The 19876-nt window shown below is 73.2% G+C and carries 15 protein-coding genes; 13 read left to right on the top strand and 2 right to left on the bottom strand.

Going from position 1 to position 19876, the window contains the following annotated elements; translation table 11 throughout:
* Positions 1–2: 2 nt before the first annotated feature.
* Positions 3–2078: a maltotransferase domain-containing protein gene (locus ACWHYA_RS01445; RefSeq protein WP_425939566.1), complete on the bottom strand. Its 2076-nt coding sequence runs from the start codon at positions 2076–2078 to the stop codon at positions 3–5.
* Between the two features lie 138 nt (positions 2079–2216).
* Between ACWHYA_RS01445 and glgP the strand changes: the two genes are divergently transcribed.
* Positions 2217–4808, top strand: coding sequence for an alpha-glucan family phosphorylase (gene glgP / locus ACWHYA_RS01440; protein WP_425939567.1), 2592 nt, complete (start codon positions 2217–2219; stop codon positions 4806–4808).
* Here glgP and glgX read toward each other — a convergent pair.
* Complete coding sequence (gene glgX, locus ACWHYA_RS01435; protein WP_425939569.1) at positions 4795–6981, bottom strand: glycogen debranching protein GlgX; 2187 nt, start codon at positions 6979–6981, stop codon at positions 4795–4797. The two genes, glgP and glgX, sit on opposite strands and share 14 nt — an antisense overlap.
* 85 nt (positions 6982–7066) lie before the next feature.
* Between glgX and ACWHYA_RS01430 the strand changes: the two genes are divergently transcribed.
* The 12 genes from ACWHYA_RS01430 to ACWHYA_RS01375 all read left to right on the top strand — a co-directional run bounded on the left by ACWHYA_RS01430 (position 7067) and on the right by ACWHYA_RS01375 (position 19802).
* Positions 7067–7729 carry a hypothetical protein gene (locus tag ACWHYA_RS01430; RefSeq protein WP_425939571.1) on the top strand — a complete coding sequence of 221 codons (663 nt, stop codon included), beginning with the start codon at positions 7067–7069 and terminating at the stop codon, positions 7727–7729.
* Entirely contained in the window at positions 7726–8526 is an 801-nt protein-coding gene (locus ACWHYA_RS01425) for an enoyl-CoA hydratase/isomerase family protein (RefSeq protein WP_425939573.1), read from the top strand. Before ACWHYA_RS01430 ends, ACWHYA_RS01425 begins: the two co-directional genes overlap by 4 nt.
* A gap of 136 nt (positions 8527–8662) precedes the next feature.
* Positions 8663–9451 (top strand): electron transfer flavoprotein subunit beta/FixA family protein, encoded by a 789-nt coding sequence (locus tag ACWHYA_RS01420; protein ID WP_425939575.1) that lies wholly within the window; start codon positions 8663–8665, stop codon positions 9449–9451.
* A 36-nt stretch (positions 9452–9487) separates the two neighbouring features.
* On the top strand, positions 9488–10447 hold the full coding sequence (locus ACWHYA_RS01415) for an electron transfer flavoprotein subunit alpha/FixB family protein (RefSeq protein WP_425939576.1): 960 nt from the start codon (positions 9488–9490) through the stop codon (positions 10445–10447).
* 217 nt (positions 10448–10664) lie between these two features.
* Positions 10665–12002 (top strand): HNH endonuclease signature motif containing protein, encoded by a 1338-nt coding sequence (locus ACWHYA_RS01410; protein WP_425939578.1) that lies wholly within the window; start codon positions 10665–10667, stop codon positions 12000–12002.
* A 204-nt stretch (positions 12003–12206) separates the two neighbouring features.
* Positions 12207–13418: a cysteine desulfurase family protein gene (locus tag ACWHYA_RS01405; RefSeq protein WP_425939580.1), complete on the top strand. Its 1212-nt coding sequence runs from the start codon at positions 12207–12209 to the stop codon at positions 13416–13418.
* The gene (gene mnmA / locus ACWHYA_RS01400) at positions 13415–14536 is read left to right on the top strand and encodes a tRNA 2-thiouridine(34) synthase MnmA (RefSeq protein WP_425939582.1); all 1122 of its coding nucleotides are present in this window, start codon (positions 13415–13417) and stop codon (positions 14534–14536) included. The genes ACWHYA_RS01405 and mnmA overlap by 4 nt, the downstream gene beginning before the upstream one ends.
* A complete protein-coding gene (locus ACWHYA_RS01395; RefSeq protein WP_425939584.1) occupies positions 14533–15579 on the top strand; it encodes a methionine synthase in 1047 nt (348 codons plus the stop codon). The genes mnmA and ACWHYA_RS01395 overlap by 4 nt, the downstream gene beginning before the upstream one ends.
* 35 nt (positions 15580–15614) lie before the next feature.
* Positions 15615–16625 (top strand): DMT family transporter, encoded by a 1011-nt coding sequence (locus ACWHYA_RS01390; RefSeq protein ID WP_425939586.1) that lies wholly within the window; start codon positions 15615–15617, stop codon positions 16623–16625.
* Positions 16622–18886: an NAD-dependent DNA ligase LigA gene (gene ligA, locus ACWHYA_RS01385; protein WP_425939588.1), complete on the top strand. Its 2265-nt coding sequence runs from the start codon at positions 16622–16624 to the stop codon at positions 18884–18886. The genes ACWHYA_RS01390 and ligA overlap by 4 nt, the downstream gene beginning before the upstream one ends.
* Entirely contained in the window at positions 18883–19359 is a 477-nt protein-coding gene (locus ACWHYA_RS01380) for a mycothiol transferase (RefSeq protein WP_425939590.1), read from the top strand. Before ligA ends, ACWHYA_RS01380 begins: the two co-directional genes overlap by 4 nt.
* Complete coding sequence (locus tag ACWHYA_RS01375) at positions 19356–19802, top strand: glutaredoxin domain-containing protein (protein ID WP_425939592.1); 447 nt, start codon at positions 19356–19358, stop codon at positions 19800–19802. The genes ACWHYA_RS01380 and ACWHYA_RS01375 overlap by 4 nt, the downstream gene beginning before the upstream one ends.
* The last annotated feature ends 74 nt before the right edge of the window (positions 19803–19876 follow it).

Genomic DNA, 19876 nt, shown 5'->3' with positions numbered 1-19876 from the left:
CCTCAGTCCGTCGTCACGTGGATGATGTGCACCGGCTCGTGGCCGTACCCCGGCCCCAGGACCACCCAGGGCTGGTGGTCCCAGGTCCATCGCTGGTCGGTGACCAGGTCGCGGGCAGTGAACGTGCGCCCCCAGTCCAGCCCCAGGCCCAGGGCCGGCAGGTCCAGGTGCAGCCGGGTGCCGCGGACGTTGTGCGGGTCCAGGTTCGCCACGACCAGCACCGTGTCCTGCGCCGACCCGTCGTCGGCGCCCCCTCCGTGCTTGGAGAAGGCGAGCACGTTCTGGTCGTCGGCCTCGTGGAAGGTGACGTTGCGCAGCCAGTGGAGCGAGGGGTGCTCGCGCCGGATCCGGTTGAGCGTGGTCAGCCACCCGGTCAGGTCGGTGCGGCCCGGGACCTCCTCGTCCCAGCGGCGGTCCTTGAACTCGTACTTCTCGTTGTCCAGGTGCTCCTCGGCACCGGGCCGCGGCCGGTCCTCGACGTGCTCGAAACCGGCGTAGATGCCGTAGGTCGGTACGAGGGTGGCGGCCAGCGCGGAGCGCACAAGGTGGGCGGTCGCGCCCCCGGTCTGCATGTAGGGGGTGAGGATGTCGTGCGTCGTGGGCCAGAAGGAGGGGCGCATGTAGGGAGCGGTCTCGGTGGCCAGCTCGCTGACGTACTCCCGCAGCTCGGCGGCGGTGTTGCGCCACGCGTAGTAGGTGTAGGACTGCTGGAAGCCGACCTTGGCCAGGGTGCGCATCATCATCGGCTTCGTGAACGCCTCGGCGAGCCAGATGACGTCCGGATGGTCGACGGCGACGTCGGCGATCAGCCACTGCCAGAACTCGACCGGCTTGGTGTGCGGGTTGTCCACCCGGAAGATCTTGACCCCGTGGTCGATCCAGACCTGGACGACGCGACGGACCTCGGCGTAGATCGTGGCCGGTGCGTTGTCGAAGTTCAGCGGGTAGATGTCCTGGTACTTCTTCGGGGGGTTCTCGGCGTAGGCGATGGTGCCGTCGGCGCGGGTGGTGAAGAAGTCCTGGTGCTCGGTGGCCCAGGGGTGGTCCGGGGAGGCCTGCAGGGCCAGGTCGAGGGCGACCTGCAGCCCCTGCTCGGAGGCGGCGTCGACGAAGGCGTCGAAGTCCTCGAAGTCGCCCAGGTCGGGGTGCAGGGCGTCGTGCCCGCCCTCGGGGGAACCGATGGCGTAGGGCGAGCCCGGGTCGTGCTCCTCGACGGTGAGGCTGTTGTTGCGACCCTTGCGGTTGGTCGTCCCGATGGGGTGCACCGGGGTGAGGTAGACGACGTCGAAGCCCATCCGGGCGATCGCCGGAAGCCGCTGTGCCGCGGTGGCGAACGTGCCGGTGGTCCACAGTCCGGTCTGCGGGTCCTGGCGGGCGCCCTCGGAGCGGGGGAAGATCTCGTACCAGGCGCCGGTGAGGGCCAGGGGCCGCTCGACCCACCACGTGTAGGTCGGTCCGGGGCTGACATGGTCGCGCAGCGGCGCGGCCTCCAGGACCCGGCGCACCTGCTCGTCGATGCCGGCGGCGAGGCGCTGCAGCGGGTCCAGCGAACTGGAGCGCAGGGTGACGATGGCGCGGTCCAGGACGTCGATGTGCTCCTGCGGGCGATCGACCTCGTCCAGGGCCCGCTCGAGCACCCGGGCGCCCTCCTCGAGCATGAGCTCGACGTCGACCCCGGCCTCGACCTTGATGGTGCCGTCGTGGACCCACGTGCCGTAGGGGTCCGACCACCCCTCCACCCGGAAGCTCCACACCCCCTCCCGGTCGGCGTGCACCACGGTCTCCCAGTGCGACAGGCCGGGATTGGTCTGCACCATCGGCACGTGGTGCTCGCCGTCGTCGGGGTCGACCAGCACGGCCGTGGCGTTGACCGCGTCGTGCCCCTCCCGCAGGACGGTGGCCGAGAGGGTGAACAGCTCACCCACCACCGAACGCGTGGGTCGACGGCCGGCGTCGACCACCGGTTCGACGTCCAGGACGGGGATGCGGCCGACCGGCTGCTGGCCGAAGAGGGCCAGGACGGAACGGTCGATCGCGGCGTCGGGCTGGGCGGGGGGCGTGGTCGAGTCCTCGGTCACGCGCCCCACGCTACCGGCGAACGGGCGGGCCGGTCACGCCGAGGTCGGCGACCCCCCGCCCGTGCGCCCGCCACCCGACCGACCCCCCCACCTGCAGCGTGCAAGAAGTTGCAGGTGCGTCCCCTATCCTCGACCGGTGTGAAGGCTATCCGTCGGCTGCACGTACGCACCGTCCTCCCGCAGACCCTGTCCCCGCTCCACGACCTGGCGCTCAACCTGCGCTGGTCCTGGCACCCCCCGACCCGGGACATCTTCGCCAGCATCGACCCCGGGTTGTGGCGCTCGAGCGGGCAGGACCCGGTCGCGGTGCTCTCCTCGCTGAGGACCGCCGACATGGAGCGGCTCGCGGCGGACGGGTCGTTCGTGGCCCGGGTGCACGAGGCGGCCGCCGACCTGGAGCGCTACCTGACCAAGCCCCGCTGGTACCAGGAGAACGGTGCCGGCCGGACCGACGAGCACGGTGACCGCGAGCTGAAGGCCATCGCCTACTTCTCGCCCGAGTTCGGCATCACCTCCGTCCTGCCCCAGTACTCCGGCGGCCTGGGCATCCTCGCGGGCGACCACCTCAAGGCGGCCAGCGACCAGGGCATCCCGATCGTCGGCGTCGGCCTGTTCTACACCTCGGGCTACTTCGCCCAGCGGTTCAACTCCGAGGGCTGGCAGCAGGAGTCCTACCCCGTGCTCGACCCGGACGACCTCCCGCTGTCGCTGTTGCGCGAGGACGACGGCTCCCCGGTCGTCATCCGCCTGGCGATGCCGCAGGGCGGCCACCTGGACGCCCGGGTGTGGCGCGCCCAGGTCGGACGCGTGCCGCTGCTGCTGCTCGACTCGGACGTGGAGACCAACGACGCCGCCCGGCGCGAGGTGACCAACCGGCTCTACGGTGGCGGCGGCGACCAGCGGCTGGAGCAGGAGATGCTGCTGGGCATCGGGGGCGTGCGCGCCCTGCGGGCCTACTCGCGGATCACCGGAGCCCCGGAGCCGACCGTCTACCACACCAACGAGGGGCACGCCGGCTTCCAGGGCGTGGAGCGGATCAGCGAGCTCGTCACCCGCCACGGCCTCACCTTCGACGAGGCCCTGCGCGCCGTGCGCGGAGGGACCGTCTTCACCACGCACACCCCGGTCCCGGCCGGCATCGACCGGTTCGTCATCGACGCCATCCGCGCGCACTTCGGCGACCCCGGGTGCACCCTCGACGGCATCCCGCTGGACCGGCTGCTGGCCCTGGGCGCGGAGGACTACGAGGGCGGAGACCGGTCCCGGTTCAACATGGCGGTCATGGGCATGCGTCTCGGGCAGCGGGTCAACGGCGTCTCCGAGCTGCACGGCGCGGTGAGCCGGGAGATGTTCTCCGGTCTGTGGCCGGGCTTCGACCTCGACGAGGTGCCGATCGGTTCGGTGACCAACGGCGTGCACGCGGGGACCTGGGTCGACCGCAAGCTCTACGACCTGGCCAAGGCTCACCTGGGCCCCGAGACCGCCGCACGGTCGGTGTTCACCCGCATCCACGAGGTGCCGATCGACGCGTTCTGGCGCACCAAGCGCGAGCTGCGCGCCCAGCTGATCGCCGACGCGCGGGAACGGCTGCAGACCTCCCTCCGCGACCGGGGCGCCACCGAGGCCGAGCTGGGCTGGACCGAGAGCGTCCTGGACCCGGACACGCTGACGATCGGCTTCGCCCGCCGCGGGGCGACCTACAAGCGGCTCACCCTCATGCTGCGCGACCCCGAGCGGTTGAAGAAGCTGCTCAACGACCCGGACCGGCCGGTCCAGCTGCTCATCGCGGGCAAGTCGCACCCGGCCGACGACACGGGCAAGGCGCTCATCCAGCAGATGGTGCGCTTCACCGACGACCCCGACGTGCGCGGGAAGATCCTCTACCTGCCCAACTACGACATCGCGATGGCCCAGCAGCTCTACCCGGGCTGCGACGTCTGGCTGAACAACCCGCTGCGCCCGTTCGAGGCCTGCGGCACCTCCGGGATGAAGGCCGCGCTGAACGGCGCGCTCAACCTCTCCATCCTGGACGGCTGGTGGGACGAGTGGTACGACGGCCAGAACGGCTGGGCGATCCCGACCGCGGACGGCGTCGAGGACCCCGAGCGCCGCGACGACCTCGAGTCCGCCGCGCTCTACGAGCTGCTCGAGAAGACCGTGGTGCCCACCTACTACGACCGCGACGAGGACGGCCTGCCCCAGCGCTGGCTGGAGATGGTCAGCCACACCCTGTCGACGCTGGGCCCCAAGGTGCTGGCGGACCGGATGGTGCGGGACTACACCGAGAAGTACTACTGGCCCTCGGCCCATGCGGCGTGGTCGGCGGCGGCCGAGGACTTCGCCGGTGCCCGCGACCTGGCCTCCTACGTCGGGCAGGTGCACGCCAGCTGGCCGCAGGTGCGGATCGACCACGTCGACGCCGACGGGCTGTCCGACGCCCCCCAGATCGGGGACGAGATCGCCGTCCACGCCTTCGTGGGCCTGGGTGACCTCGACCCCGACCAGGTGCGTGTGCAGATGGCCTACGGCCGCGCCAACGCCGAGGACACGCTGACCGACCTGGAGTACGTCGACCTGGAGCCGACCCAGTCCTACGACGAGGGCCGGCACCGTTTCGACGGACGCATGCGGCTGGCGCGCACGGGGGCGCTGGGCTGGACGGTGCGCGTGCTGCCGCGCCACGAGCAGCTGTCCAGCCCCGCCGAGCTGGGCCTGGTCACCCTGCCGTGACGTGCTGCTCGCGGGGCGCCTCCGGGAGCCCCGCGAGCAGCACGAGCCCCTCCAGCACGGTGACGCTGGTGGCGCCCACCGACATCACCTCGCCCGGAGCCACCTCCTCGGGTCCCACGGGCTCGGCCTCGCTGCTCCAGCGTCGGCGCCACCCGCCCACCCCGTCGACGGTCGGACCCACGGCCTCGACCCGGTCGGGACCGCCGTGCAGGACGAGGGCGAAGGCCTGGCGCCGCTGCTGGTCGGTGTCGTGCAGCGTGTCCAGCAGCGCCACGACCGTGCGCTGCCACGGGTCGGCCCAGCGCGCGTCGTCGACGACGTGCCCGGTCTCGGTGTACCAGCGCAGCCGCGTCCGTCCGGGGACGGCCTCGTGGGTGGGGAACCGGGCGGTGCGCACCGGCGCCAGCTCGCGCCGCAGCGCCAGCAGCTCGCGGGTGTCGGCCAGCAGCTCCTGCTGCCAGGGACGCAGGTTCCACCGCAGCCAGGAGATCTGGTTGTCCTGGTTGTAGGCGTTGTTGTTGCCCTCCTGGGTGCGCCCCATCTCGTCCCCGGCCACCAGCATCGGCACCCCGGCGCTGAGCAGCAGCGTGGCCAGCAGGTTGCGGATCGAGCGGTTGCGCGCGGCGAGCACCGCGCCGTCGGTCGTGGAGCCCTCGACGCCGTGGTTCCACGAGCGGTTGTCGTGGTGGCCGTCCCGGTTGTCCTCGCCGTTGGCGTAGTTGTGCTTCTGGTCGTAGGCGGTCAGGTCGGCGACGGTGAAGCCGTCGTGGGCGGCGACGAGGTTGACCGAGGCCACCGGGCCGCGGTCGCCGGCGGCGAACATGTCCGCCGACCCCGCGATCCGGGTCGCCAGCTCCCGGATGCCGTGGCCGGGCTCCCCGTGCAGACCACGCCGGACGTCGGCGAGCCAGAAGCTGCGGACGGTGTCCCGGTAGCGGTCGTTCCACTCGGCGAACGGGGGCGGGAACTGGCCGGTCCGCCACCCGTGCACCCCCACGTCCCACGGCTCGGCGATCAGCTTGACCCGCGAGAGCAGCGGGTCGGTGCGCAGGGCGACGAGGAAGGGGTGGTCGCGGTCGTAGCCGTCGTCGCGTCCGCGGGCCAGCGCCGGTCCGAGGTCGAAGCGGAAACCGTCGACGTGGTAGTGCTCAACCCAGTGGCGCAGGGAGTCCAGGATCATCCGGACGACCGCCGGTTCGCGCACGTCCAGCGTGTTGCCGGTGCCGGTGACGTCGATGTCCCTGCCCCGGCCGTCCAGCCGGTAGTAGCTGCGGTTGTCCAGGCCACGCCAGGACAGCGTCGGGCCCGAGGCGGAGGCCTGCTCGGCGGTGTGGTTGTAGACCACGTCGAGGATGACCTCGATCCCGGCCGCGTGCAGCGTCCGGACCGCCGTCCGCAGCTCGTCCGCCACGCCCTGCGGGTCGTTGGCGGCTGCGTAGCCGGCGTGGGGGGCGAAGAACCCCAGCGTGTTGTAGCCCCAGTAGTTGTGCAGCCCCTGGCGGACCAGGGCCGGCTCGGAGGTGAAGGCGTGCACGGGGAGGAGCTCCAGGGTGGTCACCCCCAAGAAGCGCAGGTGCTGCACGACCGCGGGGTGTCCCAGGGCGGCATACGTCCCCTGCAGGTGGGCGGGCACCTCGGGGTGCCGCATGGTCAGCCCGCGCACGTGCGCCTCGTAGACCACCGTCTCCGACCACGGCACGGCGGGGAGCGCGTCGTCGCCCCAGTCGAAGGCGTGGTCGATGACGACCGACCGGGGGACGAAGGGGGCTGAGTCGCGGGGGTCACGGCTCTGCGGCGAGGCGTGCCCCGACTCGTCCACGACGTGGCCGTAGACCTCCGGGGCCCAGTGCACCCAGCCGTCGACTGCGTGCCCGTAGGGGTCCAGGAGAAGCTTGGCCGGGTTGTGGCGGTGCCCGTCGTCGGGATCCCAGGGGCCCTCGACGCGGAATCCGTAGCGGGTGCCGGGGGTGAGCCCGGGCACGGTGTCCCACCACGTGTCGTGCGCCCGGTGCCGCAGGGGGGTGCGGTGCTCGCCCTCCGCGTCGAAGACGCAGAGCTCCACCGCGGTCGCGTGCGCCGCGACGACCGCCACCTCCGTGCCGGCCTCCGTCGTGGTCACCCCGGGAGGGGGAGGGGTGTCCGTGCTGCGTCGGGGGCGGATCGGCGGGGCCATGGTCGCCAAGGGTAGGTGCGCGGGCGCCGCTGCCCGTGCACCCACACCGCAGGGAGCGGTGCGGGCGGCAGGTACGTTGGGGGACATGACGGATCCCACCTCGCTGCCCAACTTCCCCCCGCCGCCCCAGGACCGCCCGCTGAGCGGCCGGGTGCTCGACGCCCTGCAGGACCTGCAGATGAGCCCGAACCTCGACAAGGAGGGTGACGTCGCCTTCGAGGCGCGCGACCAGAAGCTGTTCGTCAAGGTCGTCCAGGGTGAGCAGTTCGACATCATGCGGGTCTTCGGCCAGTGGCAGGTCTCCGACTCCGTGCCCGACGACATGCGCGTCCGGCTTGACGGCTGCAACGACATCACCCTCGGGGTGAACCTCGTCAAGGCCGGCATCGCCTCCGGCCACCTCGTGCTGGCCGTGGAGCAGATCGTCACCCGGCAGGAGCAGCCCAAGGCCAAGCTGCAGATCGGCGTCGGCCTGATCCTGCAGGCACTGTCCCTGTGGCACCGCAACGTGCTGGCCAAGTCGCGGGCCGAGCAGGGCCTCGACCCGCAGCTGCCCGAGGGTGCCCCCGAGGGGACCGAGGTCGGCCCGTGGCTGTCGATCGGTACCCGCGGCGGGCAGGCGGCTCCCGACCAGGGTGACTCGGGTCAGGGTGACTCGGGTCAGGGTGACGTGGGCCAGGGTGACGTGGGCCAGGGCGACGGGGGCCAGGACGGCACCGGCCCCGACCGTCAGGAGGGCGGCGCGTGAGCCGGACCGTCCCCACGGCCAGCGACTTCGTCCGCATCGAGATCGATGCCGGCATCGCCACGGTCCGGATCGACCGGCCGAAGATGAACCCGCTCTCGATCGAGGTGCAGGACGCCCTCGGAGAGGCGGCCCGCCTCGTGTCCGCCGACGACGAGGTGGCCGCGGTCGTCCTCTACGGCGGTGAGAAGGTCTTCGCCGCCGGGGCGGACATCAAGGAGATGCAGCGGATGAGCTACACCGACATGGTGCAGCGGGCCGCCGTCATCCAGGAGTGCTTCAGCGCCGTGGCGCGCATCCCCAAGCCGGTCGTGGCCGCGATCGAGGGCTACGCCCTGGGCGCCGGCAACGAGCTGGCGCTGTGCGCCGACTTCCGCGTCGCCGCCCAGGACGCGAAGCTCGGCCAGCCCGAGATCCTGCTCGGCGTGATCCCGGGAGCCGGTGGCACCCAGCGGCTGGCCCGCCTCGTGGGACCCTCGCGGGCCAAGGACCTGGTCTTCACCGGACGGCAGATCGACGCCGCCGAGGCCAAGGTGATGGGCATGGTCGACGAGGTCGTCCCGCCCGGCCAGGCCTACGCGCGCGCCCGGGAGATGGTCCAGCGCTACGTCCACGGCCCCGCGTTCGCGCTGCGGGCGGCCAAGGAGGCCATCGACCGGGGGCTGGACACCGACCTGGAGACGGGCCTGGCCATCGAGGCCATGCAGTTCGCCGGGGTCTTCGCCACCAAGGACCGGGAGATCGGGATGACCTCCTTCGTCAAGGATGGCCCCGGGAAGGCGAGCTTCGAGGGTCGCTGAGGCGGCGGCATACCCGCGGTGCACCCTCGGGGTGCCCCCAGGATCCTGTGTTACCCATGAGTAGCCACGTGGCGTCGGACCCAGGTCGAGATGACAAGATGGGTCCGACTGCCCCCGATCAACGAGGACGTGAGACGTGAACATCGTCGTCTGTGTGAAGTACGTTCCGGACGCCCAGGGCGACCGGGGTTTCGAGGAGGACCGCACCACCGACCGCGAGTCGGTGGACGGACTGCTCTCGGAGCTGGACGAGTATGCCGTGGAGGAGGCGCTGAAGATCGTCGAGGCGGGCGAGGGCGAGGTCACGGTGCTGACCATGGGCCCGGACGACGCGGTCGCGGCGGTGAAGAAGAGCCTGCAGATGGGTGCGCACCGGGGTGTGCACGTGCTGGACGAGGCGCTGGCCGGGTCGGACTCGGTCGCGACGTCGCTGGTGCTGGCCGAGGCGGTCCGCAAGCTGGGGCAGGAGTCGCCGGTGGACCTGGTGCTGACCGGCCTGGCGTCCACGGACGGGGTGATGTCGGTGGTGCCGGCGATGCTGGCCGAGCGGCTGGGCCTGCCGCAGGTGACCTTCGCCTCGGAGCTGACCGTGGAGGGGTCGAGCGTGCGGATCCGCCGCGACGACGAGTCGTCGTCCATGACGGTGGAGTCGAGGTTGCCGGCGGTGGTGTCGGTGACCGACCAGATCAACGAGCCGCGCTACCCCTCGTTCAAGGGGATCATGGCGGCGAAGAAGAAGCCGGTGACCACGTGGTCGCTGGCCGACCTGGGCGTGGACGCCTCGCAGGTGGGTCTGGACGCGGCCTGGAGCAGGGTGGAGCAGGTGGAGGCCCGTCCGCCGCGCTCGGCGGGCGAGGTCGTCGCCGACGAGGGCGAGGGCGGCAAGGCCCTGGCCGACTTCCTGACCTCGCGCAAGTTCGTCTGAGCCGGTCGACCCGAGATTGATGAAGGAGCACATCTGATGGCTGAAGTTCTCGTCCTGGTCGACCACGTCGACGGACAGGTCCGCAAGTCCACCTCCGAGGCGCTGACCGCCGCGGCGCGGCTGGGTGAGCCGGCCGCAGTGATGGTCGGCGGGGACGCCCAGGCGGCGGCGGAGGCGCTGGGCCGGTTCGGCGCGACCAAGGTGTATGCCGCGACCGACCCGGCGCTGACCGAGCACCTGGTGGCCCCGGTGGCCGAGCTGCTGGCCGACCTGGTCGGCAAGGTGTCCCCGGCGGCGGTGATCCTGCCCTCGTCCAACGACGGCAAGGAGATCGCCGCCCGGCTGGCGATCAAGACCTCCTCTGGCCTGATCACCGACGCGGTCGACGTGCAGCCGGCCGGGGGCGGCGGGGTGTCGACGGTGCAGTCCGTCTTCGCCGGTTCCTACACGGTGACCTCGACGGTGACCACGGGGACGCCGATCGTCACGCTGAAGCCGAACTCGGTGCCGGCGCAGGAGGCGCCGGCGTCACCGGTCGTGGAGGAGGTCTCGGTGTCGTTGTCCGAGGCCGCCACCGCCGTGCGGATCACCGAGCGCACCCAGAAGGCGGCCTCTGGCCGTCCGTCTCTGACCGAGGCCGCGATCGTGGTCTCCGGCGGGCGCGGCACCGGTGGCGACTTCGGCCCGGTGGAGGAGTTCGCCGACTCCCTGGGCGCGGCCGTGGGCGCGTCCCGGGCGGCGGTCGACGCGGGCTGGTACCCGCACTCGGCCCAGGTCGGGCAGACCGGTGTGTCCGTCTCGCCGCAGCTGTACGTGGCCGCGGGCATCTCCGGGGCGATCCAGCACCGGGCGGGCATGCAGACGTCCAAGACGATCGTGGCGGTGAACAAGGACGCGGAGGCCCCGATCTTCGAGCTGGTCGACTACGGCGTGGTCGGCGACCTGTTCACGGTCCTGCCCCAGGCCACCCAGGAGGTCCAGGCCCGCAAGGGCTGAGCCGGGGGGCGCGAGACTGACGACGCGCCCGTCACCCCGTCGCTGCTGCCGAGAGGCCCCGACCGCCATCGAGCGGGCGGGGCCTTCTCGCGTGGGCGGGTCTGTGGTGCCTGGGCGGGGGACGTCAGCACCGCGGACGAGGGGAGGGCGCACCCGCACCCGGGGGATGACAGGCCGACGGCCAGGGTCTGTCGGGCCCTTCTCGTACGTTTGTCCTATGAGGGAGTCCTGGGGTGGGGAGGTGCTGCGGACCTCGGCGGGGGTGCTGGTCGGGGAGGGTTCGTGGCCGGCGGCGCGGTTGCCGGGGGAGCGGGTGGTGGGCTGTCTGCGGGAGGCGGGCCGGGAGGCCACCTTCGCCGACCTGGCCGCTGGTGAGGTGGCGCTGGTGCAGGACGGTGAGCTGGAGGCGGCCCTGGGTGCGGTGTCGGTGGTGGCGGGGGCGGTGGAGCGGGCGCGGGTGCGGCTGGCGGTGGAGGCCGCCGGGCGGGGGCTGCACACCGCCGCGGGGATGTCGTTGGCCGACTGGTTGGGCCTGCGCTGCCCGGAGCTGCCCCGCGGTGTGCTGCACGACCTGGTCCGGGTCGCCCGGGCCGGGCAGGAGGCCGTGCACGCGCCGCTGCTGGAGGGGGTGCTGTCCGGTGGCATGCCGCTGGCCCGGGCTGCGGGGTTGCACCGGGCGCTGGCCCGGATCCGGGGGGCGCTGTCCCCGGGGGACTACGAGCAGGCGGTGGGCCTGCTGGCCGACGCCGGGTGCAACCCAGTGTTCGAGGAGGCGGACATCGCCCGGGTGAGCGGCCGGTTGTTGGCCGCGTGCCTGCCGGAGAAGGATCACGAGGAGCGGCGCCGGGCCCAGCACGAGCTGCGGGACGTGCACGAGTCGTCCCTGGCCGACGGGTCCGTGCAGCGGATCATCATGACCTTCGGTGAGGAGGCGGACTACCAGGCCGTACAGGCGATCCTGAGGTCACCCCTGGCGGCACCGGCGACGGCCGCGGAGGTCGAGGCGACCGGTGAGCAGGACACCCGCACCCCAGGGCAGCGGCGGTACGACGCGTTGATGACGGTGCTGCGCCGCGGCGTGGCCGGCACCAAGGGTCAGCCGACGACGCCCAAGGCGACCCTGGTGGTGACCATGGACCTGGACACCCTGCGCGTCGACCTGGCCGGCACCGGTGGGCTCGTGCCCGGGTGCGGCGCCACCCTGGAGGGGGACCTGGTCGCCGCGGAGTCGGTCCGCCGGCTGGCGTGCGAGGCCGACCTGGTCCCGCTGGTCCTGGGCAGCGACGGTGAGGTGCTGGACCAGGGCCGCCGCACGCGCCTGGTCACCCCCGGGCAGCGCCTGCGCCTGGCCGTGCGCGACCGCGGCTGCACCATCCCCGGGTGCACCGTCCCGGCGACCTGGTGCGACGCCCACCACGTCGTCCACTGGGCCCACGGCGGCCGTTCGGACCTGTCCAACTACGCCCTGCTCTGCCCACGCCACCACACCTGGGTCCACGACAAAGGGCTCACCGCGACCATCACCGCCCACGGCACCACCTGGCACCTGAGATGACCCCCGCCCCGCACCCGGCCCACCGGCCGGGCCACACCCATGCCCAGTCGCATCCCCGACGGAGGGCCACGTCCACACCCGCGCAGGCCGACCACGCACTCTGCCGAGGTCCATGGAGGCACCGGTGACCGTGGGGGAAGGGACCGCGGGGCCACCCAGGGTCATCGGGACGGTCGGTCGTGACAGCGGACGTAGACTTCTGCGGTGCCTCTTCCCGACCGTCTCGTCTACCTCGACCACGCCGCGACCACGCCGGTGCTGGACGAGGTGGTCGACGTGGTCGCCCGCACCATGCGGCAGGTCGGGAACGCCAGCTCGCTGCACACCCCGGGACGCGCAGCCCGCCGCGTCGTGGAGGAGTCGAGGGAGCGGATCGCCGAGGCGCTCGGCGTCCGACCCTCGGAGGTGCTCTTCACCTCGGGGGGCACCGAGTCGGACAACATCGCGGTCAAGGGCACCTTCCAGGCCCGCCGCACGGCCGACCCGCGGCGCGACCGCCTCCTCGTCAGCGGCATCGAGCACCACGCCGTCCTCGACCCGGTGGAGCACCTCGTCGGGACGGCCGGGGCGCGGGTGACCTTCGTCGAACCCGACGGTCAGGGACGGATCCACCCGCAGGCGCTGCGCGACGCCCTGGACGCCGACGGCGGACCGGGGACGGTGGCGCTGGTCAGCGTCATGTGGGCGAACAACGAGGTCGGGACGGTCCAGCCGGTCCGGGACCTGGCGGAGCTGGCCCGTGAGCACGGCATACCGTTCCACAGCGACGCCGTGCAGGCCCTCGGGCAGGTTCCGCTGGACCTGTCCCTCGTCGACCTGGGCGTGGTGACCGGCCACAAGACCGGTGGCCCCCTGGGGGTCGGTGTCCTCGTCGCGGGTCGGGACCAGTCGCCGGTCCCCCTGACCCACGGGGGTGGGCAGGAGCGCAAGCTGCGCTCCGGCACCCTCGACACACCGGGCATCGCCGGCCTGGCCGAGGCCGTCGTGCACGCGGCCGAGCAGCAGGCGAGCCACGCCCACCACCTCGCGGCGCTGCGCGACCGGCTCATCGAGGGCGCCCTCGCCCTGGACGACGGCATCACGGTCAGCGGCACCTGGACCCCGGGCGACGTGACCGACCGCCTGCCCGGCAACGTGCACCTGCGGGTGGCCGACGCCGAGGGCGACTCACTGCTCTACCTGCTGGACGCCGCCGGGATCGCCTGCTCGACCGGGTCCGCCTGCCAGGCGGGCGTCCCGCGACCCAGCCACGTGCTCCTGGCCATGGGCGTCCCCGAGGAGGAGGCCAGAGGCGCGCTGCGGTTCACCCTGGGCCACGGGTCCGAGCAGGCGGACGTCGACGCCGTGCTGAGCGCCCTTCCGCCGGCGCTCGAACGGGCCCGTCGGGCGCACGCAGCCTCCAGGAGCCGGGCATGAGGATCGTGGCCGCCATGAGCGGCGGGGTGGACTCGGCGGTCGCCGCGGCTCGGATGATCGAGGCCGGCCACGACGTGGTCGGCGTGCACCTGGCGCTCGCCCAGTCCGCCGCGACGCTGCGCGAGAGCGCGCGCGGGTGCTGCACCCTCGAGGACGCCGGGGACGCCCGCCGGGTGGCCGACCGGCTCGGCATCCCCTTCTACGTCTGGGACATGGCCGAGCGCTTCCGCGAGGACGTCGTCGAGGACTTCGTCGCCGAGTACGCCGCCGGCCGCACGCCCAACCCGTGCCTGCGGTGCAACGAGAAGATCAAGTTCGCCGCGCTGCTCGACAAGGCCCTGGCGCTCGGCTTCGACGCCGTGGCGACCGGTCACTACGCACAGGTCGTCGAGGAGCCCGATCCTGCTGCGCCGCACGGGGTTCGACGCGAGCTGCACCGTGCGGTCGACCCGGCCAAGGACCAGTCCTACGTCCTGGGGGTGCTCGACGCCGACCAGCTCGCCCGCAGCTTCTTCCCCCTCGGCGACACGGTCAAGGCCGACATCCGCGCGGAGGCCGCCGCCCGCGGGTTCTCGGTGGCGCGCAAGCCCGACAGCCACGACATCTGCTTCATCGCCGACGGGGACACCCGGGGCTGGCTCGCCCGGCGGCTCGGCGAGCGGCCGGGACCCATCGTCGACGACGAGGGCACCGTGCTGGGGGAGCACGGTGGTGCCCACGGGTACACCGTCGGCCAGCGGAGGGGGCTGGGGCTGAAGGTGCCGACGGCGGACGGAAGCCCGCGCTACGTCGTCTCCACCGACACCCGGACCAACACCGTGGTCGTGGGCCCGGAGGAGCTGCTCGGGGTCGACCGGATCACGGCCGACCACGTCCGGTGGTGCGGCGGTCCGCCCCCCGCCGGCGCGGTCCGCGTCGGCGCGCAGCTGCGCGCCCACGGCGAGGAGCACCCGGCGACGGCGCACGTCGAGCGGGCCGGCGGCACACCCGAGCGGCTCATCGTGCAGCTGGACGCACGGACGCGGGGCGTCGCCCCCGGACAGTCGGTCGTGCTCTACGACGGCACCCGCGTGGTGGGTTCGGGCACGATCGCCGCGGCCGGCCGGGTGGCGGGGTGAGCGGGAGCCAGGGCACGCCCGCGGTGCGCGCCACCGGGATCGGTTCGTGGCCAGGTACGGACGTGCGCGAGGCGCTGCGCGTCGTGCGCGGCGAGCTCACCGGCGCGGTGCCCGAGGGGGTGCAGGGTGTCCCGTACCTGCCCGAGCTGCCCGACCGCGGCCCCGGTGCCGACATGGTCGGTCGGACCTCCCACCTGCTCGTCGACCTGCCTGTGGACCTGGCGCCCCAGGGCTGGCGGCTCGTCGACCGGCCCGGCCGCGACCACGACCGCGCGGGCGCGTGGTGGGGCCAGGACCTCGACGAGCTGGCCGAGGCCTTCGACGGCTGGTCCGGGCCGCTGAAGGTCCAGGTCGCGGGACCGTGGACCCTGGCCTCCGAGCTCTGGCTCCCGCTCGGTGACCGGGTGCTCTCGGACCGGGGGGCCACCCGGGACCTGGTGGGCTCCCTCGCCGAGGGTGTGGCCGGGCACGTCGCGACCGTCCGGAGGCTGGTGCCGGCCGCGGAGGTCGTGCTGCAGCTCGACGAGCCGTCGCTGACGACGGTCGCCTCGGGGCGGGTCCGGTCGGCCTCGGGCTACTCGGTGCTGCGCACGCCCGAGGAGGCCGAGCTGGTCGGTGGTCTGCGCGAGGTGGTCGAGGCCGCCCGGGGCGCCGGGGCCGTGCAGGTCGCGATCCACTCCTGCGCCCAGGACGTGCCCCTCGACCTGCTGCGGCGGGCAGGGGTGGGCGCTGTGAGCCTGGACGTCGGCCTGCTGCGGCGACCGGGCTGGGAGGGTGTCGCCGGCCTGCTCGACACGGGGGTCCGGCTGTGGGCCGGCGTGCTGCCCAGCGCGTCCGGCGTGTCCGGAGGCACGGGCTCCCGCGACCACGTGGAAGGGCTTCTGCTGCGCTGGCGCGAGCTGGGCCTGCCCGCCGCCGACCTCCTCGGTCTCACCCTCACTCCCACGTGCGGGCTGGCCGCGGCCACGCCGGAGGAGGCCCGGGCCGCGACGGCGGGCACGGTGCGGGCGGCGGCGCTGGTCGCCGAGGCCGCCGCCGGATGACCCTCGCCGGCCCACCCGGGGGACGGAGGGGGCCGGTGCCCTGGCAGGTCTGGTACCTCACCCTCGCCGTCGTCTGGGGCTCGAGCTACCTGCTCATCAAGGTCGGGCTGGAGGCCCTCAGCGGGGTGCAGGTGACCGCCCTGCGGATCGTGCTCGGGGCGGTGGTGCTGCTCACCCTCGTCGCGCTGACCCGCACCCGCCTGCCGCGTGGCCGGCGCACCTGGGGGCACCTGCTCGTCACCGGCACCCTCCTGTGCTCCCTGCCGTGGACCCTCTTCGCCCTCGGCGAGCAGCGGGTGACCTCCGCCGTGGCCGGGATCGCGAACGCCACCACCCCGGTCGCCGCCGTCGTGGCGACCGCGCTGATGCTGCCGGGGCAACCGGTGGGACGGCGCCGGCAGGTCGGGGTGGCCGTCGGTTTCCTGGGGGTCGTCCTCATCGCCCAGCCCTGGTCGCTGGACCGGGGGCCCGACCCCGTGGGCCTGGCCATGGTGCTGGTCGCCTCGGCCAGCTACGGGATCGGGTGGACCTACGTACGCCGCTTCCTGCACGGGGTCGACCCCGGCGGGCTGTCGATGCCGGCCGCCCAGGTGTTCGTGGCGCTGGCCCAGGTGCCCGTGCTCCTGGTCGTCGACTGGTGGCTGCGGGGCCTGCCCTCCGAAGGCCCGTTGGCACCCGCCGGTCCGTCGGCGTCCGGGGACGGATGGTCCCTGTGGGGTCCCCTCCTCGCGGTGGCCGCGCTCGGCGTGGTCGGCACCGGGCTCGCGCAGGCGATGCAGTATGCCGTGGTGCGGGCCGCCGGTCCGACCGTCGCCACGAGCGTGACCTACCCGATCGTCGTCGTGTCCGTGGTCCTGGGGGTGGTCCTGCTGGGGGAGAGCGTCGGTCCGCTCGTCCTCCTGGGGGCCGGCGTCGTCCTGGCGGGGTCCCTGCTCGTCGGTTCCGGGCGGGGTGCGCGGGGCCGGGCCGGGCGCGGTCCGCGCGTGGCCGGGAGGGAGCGGCATACCTCCGGGGTGTCGGTGGACCCTGCCAAGATGGGCGGGTGAACGCGAGCACCCCACCCGACCTCGTCGACGACGTGCCCGAGGCTGCCCGCCACCGGTGGGTCGAGCTGGCCGAGGAGATTCGCGGTCACCAGTTCGCCTACTACGTCAAGGACGCGCCGGTCGTCAGCGACGGGGAGTTCGACGCGCTGGTGCGCGAGCTCGAGGAGCTGGAGAAGGAGCACCCGGGGCTGCGGGTGCCCGACAGTCCGACCCAGGTGGTCGGGGGGACCTTCTCGACCGAGTTCACCGCGGTCGACCACCTCGAGCGGATGCTCAGCCTGGACAACGCGTTCTCGGTGGAGGAGCTCGTCGCGTGGGCCGAACGGGTGGAGCGCGACGTCGGCGGATCGCGGGTCAGCTACCTGTGCGAGCTGAAGATCGACGGGCTGGCGGTCAACCTGCTCTACGAGGACGGCCGCCTCGTGCGGGCCCTGACCCGTGGGGACGGGCGGACCGGTGAGGACGTCACGCTGAACGTGCGCACGATCGAGGGCGTGCCCCTGCGGCTGCGGGCCCCGGAGGAGCAGGAGGCCGAGGCGGTGGGCGGCGCCGACGGAGGAGCGCACCCGGTGGAGGGTGCCGTCGTCGAGGAGGGGCCGGGCAGCACCGGGCCGGTGCCGGTGCCGCGCCTGGTGGAGGTGCGGGGGGAGGTCTACTTCCCGGTGTCCTCCTTCGAGGAGCTCAACGCGGGCCTGGTGGCGGCGGGGAAGGCGCCGTTCGCCAACCCGCGCAACACCGCGGCCGGGTCGCTGCGCCAGAAGGATCCGCGGGTCACCGCCTCGCGGGACCTGCGGATGATCGTGCACGGGATCGGGGCCCGGGAGGGTTTCGACGTGGTGCGCCAGTCACAGGCCTACGAGCTGCTGGCGGCCTGGGGGCTGCCGGTGTCGGGGCGCACGCGGGTGCTCGGCACCATCGAGGAGGTGTGCGACTTCGTCACGGGGTGGGGCGAGCAGCGGCACGCCGTGGAGCACGAGATCGACGGGGTGGTCGTCAAGGTCGACGAGGTCGACGTTCAGCGACGTCTCGGGTCGACGTCGCGGGCGCCGCGGTGGGCGATCGCCTACAAGTACCCGCCCGAGGAGGTCACCACGAAGCTGCTCGACATCCGGGTCGACGTCGGCCGGACCGGCCGGGTCACGCCGTGGGGGCTGATGGAGCCGGTGCAGGTCGCCGGGTCCACGGTCGAGCGGGCGACGCTGCACAACCAGCACGAGGTCGAGCGCAAGGGCGTGCTCATCGGCGACACCGTCGTGCTGCGCAAGGCCGGTGACGTGATCCCGGAGATCCTCGGGCCGGTCGTCGACCTGCGCGAGGGCACCGAGCACGCGTTCGTCATGCCGACGCACTGCCCCTCGTGCGGCACCGAGCTGCGGCCCGAGAAGGAGGGGGACAAGGACATCCGCTGCCCCAACTCCCGCGCCTGCCCCGCCCAGCTGCGGGAGCGGCTCTACTCCGTGGCCAGCCGTGGCGCCTTCGACATCGAGGCGCTCGGTGCCGAGGGCGTCAACGCGCTGCTCGACGCCGGGGTGCTGGCCAACGAGGCGACGCTGTTCTCGTTGACCGTCGAGGACGTCGCGCGGGTTCCTCTGTTCACCCGGACCGCGAAGAGGACCGACCCGCAGGACACGGTGGTCGACGGGCGGGTGCTGTCGGCCAACGGTCAGAAGCTGGTCGACAACCTGAAGCAGGCCAAGGGCCAGCCCCTGTGGCGGGTGCTGGTCGCGCTCTCGATCCGGCACGTCGGGCCGACCGCGGCCCGGGCCCTGGCGACCCAGCTGGGGTCGATGGAGGCGATCCGCGCGGCGAGCACCGAGGAGCTCGCAGCGGTCGAGGGGGTCGGGCCGGTCATCGCGGAGTCGGTGAAGGAGTGGTTCGCGGTGGACTGGCACCGCGAGATCGTGGAGCGGTGGGCGGCCGACGGGGTGCGGATGGCCGACGAGCGGGACGAGTCGGTGGAGCGCACCCTGGAGGGGCTGACCGTGGTGGTCACCGGGTCCCTGGAGGGCTTCAGCCGGGACGAGTCCAAGGAGGCGATCGTCAGGCGGGGCGGCAAGGCGTCCGGGTCGGTGTCGAAGAAGACGGACTTCGTCGTGGTGGGGGCCAACGCCGGGTCGAAGGCCGCGAAGGCCGAGGAGCTCGGGGTGCCCGTCCTCGACGAGGAGGGTTTCGTCCGGCTGCTGGCGGCCGGTCCACCACCGGTCACGTCCGACGCGGCGGGGGAGGACGTTCCCGACGACGGGGCGGGGGCGGGGGCGTGACCGGCGAGCCGGCCACCGACGACCTGCTGTGGTTCGTGGACCGAGCGCTGGACGGGATGCTCGACGCCTGCCGTGAGCTCGGCGAGGAGCTGGTGAACGCGCGACTGGCGGTCGAGGGGAGTAACAGCCCCTACGCCGTCGTCGTCCACTGCCTGGGCGTCATGGACTTCTGGGCGGGGCACAAGGTCGGCGGAAGGCCGAACCACCGCGACCGGGAGGCCGAGTTCCGGGCCGCCGGGACCCTGGCGGACCTCGAGGCGCAGGTGGCCTCGGGTCGGCGAGGCTTCGCGGAGGTCCTCACGGGCGTCGACTGGAACGCCCCGTGCAGGGGGCAGGACCGCCCCGAGACGCACGCGCTGCCGGTCGGACGGACGCAGGGCGGCGCGCTGATCCACGTGCTGGAGGAGCTGTGCCAGCACCGGGGCCAGCTCGAGGTGACCGCCGACGTGCTGCGGTCCGAGGCGCACCGGTGAGGTCCCCCTGGGTCTGGGCGCTGCTGGTCGTCCTGCTCGGTCTGGTCGTGCTGGACGCCGTCTCGGACGGGCGTCCGGCATCCGCGGTCGGTTACGGTGTCGTGGCGCTCGCCGTCGCCTGGTGGACCTCGCCGTGGCGCGGACGCGGCGGCCCGACCCACGAGGAGGTCCTCACCATGACCGGCACCGACGCTCCACCCCCCGTCGTCATCTACTGGCGGCCCGGATGCGGTTTCTGCGCGATGCTCAAGGCGCGGCTCGGCTCCCTGCGCGACCGCGCCACCTGGATCAACATCTGGGAGGACGAGCAGGGTGCCGCCTTCGTCCGGGAGGTCAACGGCGGCAACGAGACGGTTCCCACCGTCGTCATCGACGGCGTGCCGCACACCAACCCCTCGCCCAAGCTGGTCATCGAGCGGTTGAAGCAGCGCCAGGACCGGTGACGCAGCCGCCGCGGTCCCACAGCAGCTCGGTGACGGGCCAGTTCGGTGACGGAGCAGCCCCAGGAATCACCCCT

The organism is Ornithinimicrobium carbonis (genome assembly GCF_977012275.1).
Note: the sequence above shows the minus strand (reverse complement) of the source record. Positions and strands in the feature narration are given on the sequence as shown.